At 58.2% G+C, this 6,419-nt stretch carries 7 protein-coding genes; 6 read left to right on the forward strand and 1 reads right to left on the reverse strand.

Annotated elements, in window-relative coordinates:
* Positions 1 to 59: 59 nt before the first annotated feature.
* From PMI18_RS17155 to PMI18_RS17145, 3 genes are all read left to right on the forward strand, one after another.
* A complete protein-coding gene (locus PMI18_RS17155) occupies positions 60 to 425 on the forward strand; it encodes a response regulator (RefSeq protein WP_007899645.1) in 366 nt (121 codons plus the stop codon).
* Positions 426 to 536: 111 nt separating this feature from the next.
* Positions 537 to 785 carry a helix-turn-helix domain-containing protein gene (locus tag PMI18_RS17150; RefSeq protein ID WP_007899646.1) on the forward strand — a complete coding sequence of 83 codons (249 nt, stop codon included), beginning with the start codon at positions 537 to 539 and terminating at the stop codon, positions 783 to 785.
* The gene (locus tag PMI18_RS17145) at positions 778 to 2,010 is read left to right on the forward strand and encodes a type II toxin-antitoxin system HipA family toxin (protein WP_007899647.1); all 1,233 of its coding nucleotides are present in this window, start codon (positions 778 to 780) and stop codon (positions 2,008 to 2,010) included. Before PMI18_RS17150 ends, PMI18_RS17145 begins: the two co-directional genes overlap by 8 nt.
* A 119-nt stretch (positions 2,011 to 2,129) precedes the next feature.
* Here the strand turns inward: PMI18_RS17145 and PMI18_RS17140 are convergent, their stop codons facing one another.
* The gene (locus tag PMI18_RS17140) at positions 2,130 to 3,134 is read right to left on the reverse strand and encodes an AraC family transcriptional regulator (RefSeq protein WP_007899648.1); all 1,005 of its coding nucleotides are present in this window, start codon (positions 3,132 to 3,134) and stop codon (positions 2,130 to 2,132) included.
* A 100-nt stretch (positions 3,135 to 3,234) separates the two neighbouring features.
* Here PMI18_RS17140 and PMI18_RS17135 point away from each other — a divergent pair, with 100 nt between their 5' ends.
* The 3 genes from PMI18_RS17135 (at position 3,235) to PMI18_RS17125 (ending at position 6,335) form a co-directional block, all read left to right on the forward strand.
* Complete coding sequence (locus tag PMI18_RS17135; protein ID WP_007899649.1) at positions 3,235 to 4,308, forward strand: fatty acid desaturase; 1,074 nt, start codon at positions 3,235 to 3,237, stop codon at positions 4,306 to 4,308.
* A 453-nt stretch (positions 4,309 to 4,761) separates the two neighbouring features.
* Positions 4,762 to 5,343 (forward strand): alpha/beta hydrolase, encoded by a 582-nt coding sequence (locus PMI18_RS17130; RefSeq protein ID WP_007899650.1) that lies wholly within the window; start codon positions 4,762 to 4,764, stop codon positions 5,341 to 5,343.
* A 59-nt stretch (positions 5,344 to 5,402) separates the two neighbouring features.
* Positions 5,403 to 6,335: a sigma 54-interacting transcriptional regulator gene (locus PMI18_RS17125; protein WP_007899652.1), complete on the forward strand. Its 933-nt coding sequence runs from the start codon at positions 5,403 to 5,405 to the stop codon at positions 6,333 to 6,335.
* The last annotated feature ends 84 nt before the right edge of the window (positions 6,336 to 6,419 follow it).

The following is a 6,419-nucleotide window of genomic DNA, read 5'->3' on the forward strand; positions in this document are numbered from 1 at the left end:
ATAGGTAGGCTTTGTTGGCGAACGCGCCTAGCCTGTGACGACGACAATCGAGGTGTGCCATGCGTGTGTTGCTAGTGGAAGACGAACCCGAGACCGCCAGTCTCCTGGCCAAAGGCCTGAGCGAGGCGAGTTACGCGGTGGATGTGGCGCTCAATGGCATGGACGGCCGGCGCTTTATCGAATCCGGCGAATACGAACTGATCATCCTCGACGTGATGCTGCCGGGGCTTAACGGCTGGCAGTTGCTGCAACAAATCCGCAAGCTCGGCGACACGCCGGTGCTGCTCCTCACCACCACGGACGGTATCGAAGATCGCCTGCGCGGGCTGGAGTTGCATGAGGATGATTACCTGCTCAAGCCGTTTGCCGTCAGTGAGCTGGTGAAGCGGGTGCGCAAGTTGTTGCGGCGTGATCGCGGGCGTTGAGAGCGAGACTGGCCAAGAAATGAGCTAGACTTCGATCTAGTTATGCATTAAATACGATGCATATATGTGCTATTAACCAATTTTGCACTGTATACGATGCGAGCGGTTCGAATGGAAAGCCTTGGAAAACTGATCAAAATACTGCGCAAAGAGCGAAAGATGTCTCAACAGGATCTGGCAAAGCAGTACGGAATGAGCCGTGCCACGATTTCTGGTATCGAGAACAACACCGTTTCTGAAATCGGTATCCGCAAGGTTGAAGCGATCTTGAACGGCTTTGGATACGAACTGACTGCTGTACCCAGGGAGTCGAAGCGTCCGACGCTGGACACCCTGAAAAAGGTTAACTTCCATGGCTGAGGGGAGTGTTGTGGACAGGCTGCACGTCAGTGTTTCCGGCACCACGGTAGGGGCCTTGGGGCGCGGACAGTCTGGTGTCGATTCAGTGTTTACCTATGCGCAGGAAGCACTGGAAGAAAATGCCGTCTCGCTGACCATGCCCGCTCGCCTTGAGAGCTACACGTGGGAGCGAGGTGTACCGCCGGTTTTTGAAATGAATCTGCCAGAAGGTCCTCTGCGCGATGAATTGGTTCGGCGCTTCAGCAAAGCGGTGCGAGGATTCGACGACTTCGCAATGCTGGCGATCGTTGGTCCGCATCAGCTGGGACGCGTGGGAATCGCAAATACGCTAAGTGCTAACGAGCCGCCCCCCGAAACCAGCCTTGCGGATCTTCTGGTTCATGACGGTGCTCAAGGGCTGTTCGATGACCTGTTGCACACCTATGGTCAGTACTCAGGCGTTTCGGGGGTTCAGCCAAAGGTGCTTGTGCGCGACAGTGCGACAATCATTGACCGCCTGACCCATCGAGGGGCAACGCATCTGGTCAAGTCCTTCCGTGCAGAGGAATACCCGGAGCTGGCCGCCAACGAGTACTTCTGCATGCGAGCCGCACTCCATTCGGGGCTTGAGGTGCCGAAGTTCGAACTCAGCGAACGGGGTAAATTTCTGATCGTCGAGCGCTTCGATCTGAATGACAAAGGCTATCTGGGTTTTGAGGATTTCTGCGTACTCAATGCCTGGCCTTCGAAGGCCAAATACGACGGTTCGTACGAAGGTGCTGCCAGGCAAATCAAGGAATTTGTCTCCCCCTCATTACTCAGCCAGGCGCTTGAGTCTTTTTTCAAAATCGTTGCTCTTTCGTCCGGTTTGAAGAACGGCGATGCTCATCTCAAGAACTTCGGTGTGCTGTATGAACATTGTGGCGCTGATGCGCAAATCGGTTTGGCTCCGGCCTATGACATTGTTACGACTTCGGTCTACATCAAGGCCGACAGCATGGCGTTGCTGTTAGGCGGATCGAAGGCGTGGCCCAAGTACAAAATGCTGATGCGTTTTGGTCGGTCGGCCTGCAACCTGACAGAAGGGCGCTGCAATGAGCTGCTGCAACAGGTTGCTCACGGGATGGAAGTGGCGATGGGGGAGATGGCTCACTACATCAGGGCCAATAGCAGTTTTGCCGAGGTTGGCGATGCGATGATGGATCAGTGGAAATCAGGCCAGGCGCGCAGTCTGGTTAAAGGTTGAAATATGTGTGGCGTTGCGACGGATGCCTTCGCGGGCTGACCGTCAGAACGACATAAATCCCGTAGGAGCGAGGCTTGCCCGCGAAGAGGCCGGAACACCCCAAACACCACTCGGATCTGTCACTGCAACCCATCCCGAAACTGCCCTGGCGTCATCCCGGTCCAGCGTTTGAATGCGCGACTGAAGCTGCTGGTGTCGGCGAAACCCAGCAGGTAACTGATTTCGCCCAACGAGCACAGCGGGTCGCGCAGGTGCAGCAGCGCCAGGTTTTCTCGACTTTCGTTGAGCAGCGTATCGAACCGACAACCCTCGTCCGCCAGGTGCCGTTGCAGGCTGCGCAGACTCAAGTGCAGCGCTTGGGCGATGCATTCGGCCGACGGTTCGCCCTCCGGCAATTGCTCTTCAATGGCGTCGCGAACCTTGCGCTCCCAGGTCAGGGGTTTGAGTTGCGCCAGGGTGCGTTTGAGCACGGTTTCGTTGTGTTCGGCCAGTTCCGGGTTGGCGTCGTCCAGGTGGCTGTCGAAATCCACCAGGGCGAATTCCAGTCGGTCTTCATCGGCGTTGAAATACACCGGCGAGCGGAACACTTTGTGCCATTGATGCGGGTCGGCCGGTTCCGGGCGGCGCAGGTAAACCGCCAGCGGGGCGTAGTCACGGCCCAGGCGATTGCGACAGGTGCGCACGTAAATCGCTGCGAAGGCATCGATGGCTTCGAAGGCTGGCGCGGGGTTGCCTTGGGGGATTTTCAGGTGGAAGCGGTAACGATCCTCAGCGCGGATCAACTCCAGATCCAGCGCGTTGCTGACCACTTGGTGATAACGCACGATGCGCTCGAAGACTTCCCGCAGGCTGCCGCTGGCCACCAACGCATAACCCAGCGCATGAAACGTGGTGGGGCTGACGAAACGCGACACCCGCAAGCCAATCGCCGGGTCACCGCTGACCTGCACCGCGATGTGCCACAGGCGCGTGGTGCCGGACAACGGGTAACGGGCGTTCGGGTCGTCCATCAACTGCGGGTCGAGCCCCGCCTGTTGGCACAGGGCTGTGCTGTCGAGCCCCAGCGCATCGAGCTGCTTGCGCAGGGCGCGGGTCCAGCTGGCGAGGGAGGTCGGTTCAGTCATGTTGATTGGCGCGTCCGGTCAACAGGTTGGCGTTCACGGCTACCGCTCCGTAAATCATCACAGGGCAGGATGCGAACATCAATAACCAGAGGATGGAAGCATGGACGGTACTTCTGCAAGTCCCCAGCGACTGAATGCAGCACAGCGATCAGCGCATATTCGCGAGGTGGTATTGGCCAAAGGCGTCGAATTGCGCCGGCGCTACCCGATTCTCAACCATCAGGACGCCTTGGGCGCGGGCATTCTGGCCTTCGCGTTGGCCGGGATGATCGGTTCCGCAGCGCTGTACATCACCGGGTACATGGCCTGGTGGGTATGCCTGTTGCTCAACGCATTTTTCGCCTCGCTGACCCACGAGCTGGAGCATGACCTGATCCACAGCATGTATTTCCGCAAACAGCGGGTGCCGCACCACCTGATGATGGGCCTGGTTTGGCTGGCGCGGCCGAGCACCATCAACCCCTGGATTCGCCGCCATTTGCACCTCAATCACCACAAGGTGTCTGGCACCGAAAGCGACATGGAAGAGCGGGCGATCACCAACGGTGAGCCCTGGGGGATCGCGCGGCTGTTGATGGTCGGCGACAACGTGATGTCGGCGTTCATCCGCATGCTGCGGGCCAAGACCCGGGCGCACAAGTTCAGCATCATCAAGCGTTCTCTGAAAGTTTATGCGCCACTGGCGCTGGTGCATTGGGGGGCGTGGTACGTGTTCCTCGGTTTTCACACCGCCAACGGCATCGCACATCTGCTGGGGGCGCCCATCGAATGGTCAGCGACTACTTTGTCGGTGATGCAGGTGATCGACATCGCGGCCGTAGTGATCATCGGCCCGAACGTGTTGCGTACCTTCTGCCTGCACTTTGTCAGCTCGAACATGCACTACTACGGTGACGTGGAGCCGGGGAATGTGATTCAGCAGACTCAGGTGTTGAACCCTTGGTGGATGTGGCCGTTGCAAGCATTCTGCTTCAACTTTGGCAGCAGCCACGGGATCCATCATTTTGTGGTGAAGGAGCCGTTTTACATCCGGCAGATGACCGTCCCGGTGGCGCACAAGGTGATGCGCGAGATGGGGGTGCGGTTCAATGATTTCGGGACGTTCGGGCGGGCGAACCGGTTTGTGCGCAAGGACACCACCGAGACGCAGGAGGTGCGTGCCGCTCAGGTTTGATGATGTAACCGGAAACTCAAATGCTGGTCATCAATTTGACCCAAAGGGACGATACGGTGTGACGCAAGCAGTGATTCGCATATGCGATTAAGGTCTATTAAAGTAATTAAATATTCCTTTATCGGATAACCGTTTCAGCCAATTATCGCGTCACAGCGATGTTGATCAGCGCTAACAGATTTCGAGTTTCCGGGGCCGTCTCCTTGGCAGGGTGCGGCCCCTTTTTTTATCCCGAGCCAATACAAACCCTGTGGGAGCGGGCTTGCCCGCGATAGCGTCATTAGCTCCAACATTGTGGGGACTGATCCACCGATATCGCGGGCAAGCCCGCTCCCACGGGAATTTGTTATATATTCTTTATAGGTCTTAATAAATAGCTTCTTATTCCTTAACGAATATAACTCTCCTCCCTATACTCGATCAGGAACAGACACGCAGCAGGAGAGCTCCCCCATGCGCAACGAATCAATTCGCTACCTGATTGTGCCGGGCTGGCAAGGATCGCCAGAAGATCATTGGCAAACCCATTGGCAGAACAGCCTGCCAAACAGCGCGCGGGTGGAGCAGGCCGACTGGCTGACGCCTCGTCGCGAAGACTGGGTCGCGGCACTGGCCGAGGCGATTGCCGCCGACAGCACGCCCGTGATTCTGATCGCCCATAGCTTGGGCTGCATCACGGTTGCGCATTGGGCGGCCACGGCACCGCTGAATTTTCTACGCCAGGTGCGCGGCGCCTTGCTGGTCGCGCCAGCGGACGTCGAACGGCCGGCCTGCGCACCGGCCCTGCGCAACTTCGCACCGATCCCGAGCCATTTGCTGCCCTTCCCGAGTCAGGTCGTGAGTTCCGACAACGACAGTGCCGTGAGTGCATCGCGTGCTCTGGAACTGGCACGTAACTGGGGCGCCGAGGCGGGGATTTTATCGGGGGCCGGGCACATCAACGTGAAGTCGGGTCACCAGCGTTGGGAGCAGGGTTTTGCGTACCTCTATCGTCTGCAAAACCGCATGGAACAACACGCCCTGCGTCGCGCTTGAGCCCTTTATTTTTTTAAAAAACGCCCCCGTCTGCCGGCGGTTTTGGGCGGGAGTCTGCCATGAGCTTGCATGAAACATTCGGTCAGCCGCTGCTGACCTTTCCCGATGCGGAAAAAAGCCCGCTGAGCATTCGCGCCAAGGCGTTGGTGTTCGTCGATCCGCGTTCCCGGCAGTTGCGCCAGGAGCTGGAACAACTGGCGCCACGTTCGATTTCGGTGTTGATCCGCGGTGAAACCGGCAGCGGTAAAGAACTTTTGGCGCGACACATCCATCGTGCCAGTGACCGCGGCGGGTTGTTCGTGTCAGTCAATTGCGGGGCGATCAGCCCGACCTACGCCGACGCTGAACTGTTCGGCTATGCCGCCGGCAGCTACAGCGGTTCGGCCAGCAGTCGCGCTGGCTGGTTCGGTTCGGCCAATGGCGGCACGCTCTATCTGGACGAGATCGGCGACTTGCCGTTGCCAATCCAGATCAAGCTGCTCGCAGCCCTGGAAAACCACGAAGTCACTCGCGTTGGTGCTCAGCAGCCAAGCCCGGTGGACGTACGTCTGGTGGCCGCCACCAGCATCGATCTGGCTCAGGCCGTGGCTGCCGGAAAATTCCATGAACGGCTCTATCACTACCTCAGCGAAGGCCAGCTCGAACTGCCGGCCTTGCGTGAGCGGGTGGGCGATATTTTGTCGCTGGCCGAATACTTCCTCGGCATCTACAGCCAGCGCCTTGATCTGCCGGTGCCATTGATCAGCGAAACCGCGCAGCAGCTGCTGGAGCAGCACAGTTGGCCGGGCAACACGCGGGAGTTGGAGAACGTCATCCACTTTGCGTTGTTGGTGAGTACGGGTGATGAGATTTTGCCGGAGCATTTGAATTTGCCCGAGGCATCGGTATCGCTGCTTCAGATCGAACAGCAACTCAAAAAAATCCTCGGCAACGGTTCCGCCGCCGAGAAAGAGGCCTTGAAACAACTGCTCAAAGCCACCGGGCTTCTGTAGGAGCGAAGCTTGCTCGCGAAGCAGACGACTCGGTCTGTCTGCGAGGACGCCTTCGCGGGCAAGCCTCGCTCCTACAGAGGTCAT

The organism is Pseudomonas sp. GM102 (assembly GCF_000282555.1).
Lineage (GTDB): Bacteria > Pseudomonadota > Gammaproteobacteria > Pseudomonadales > Pseudomonadaceae > Aquipseudomonas.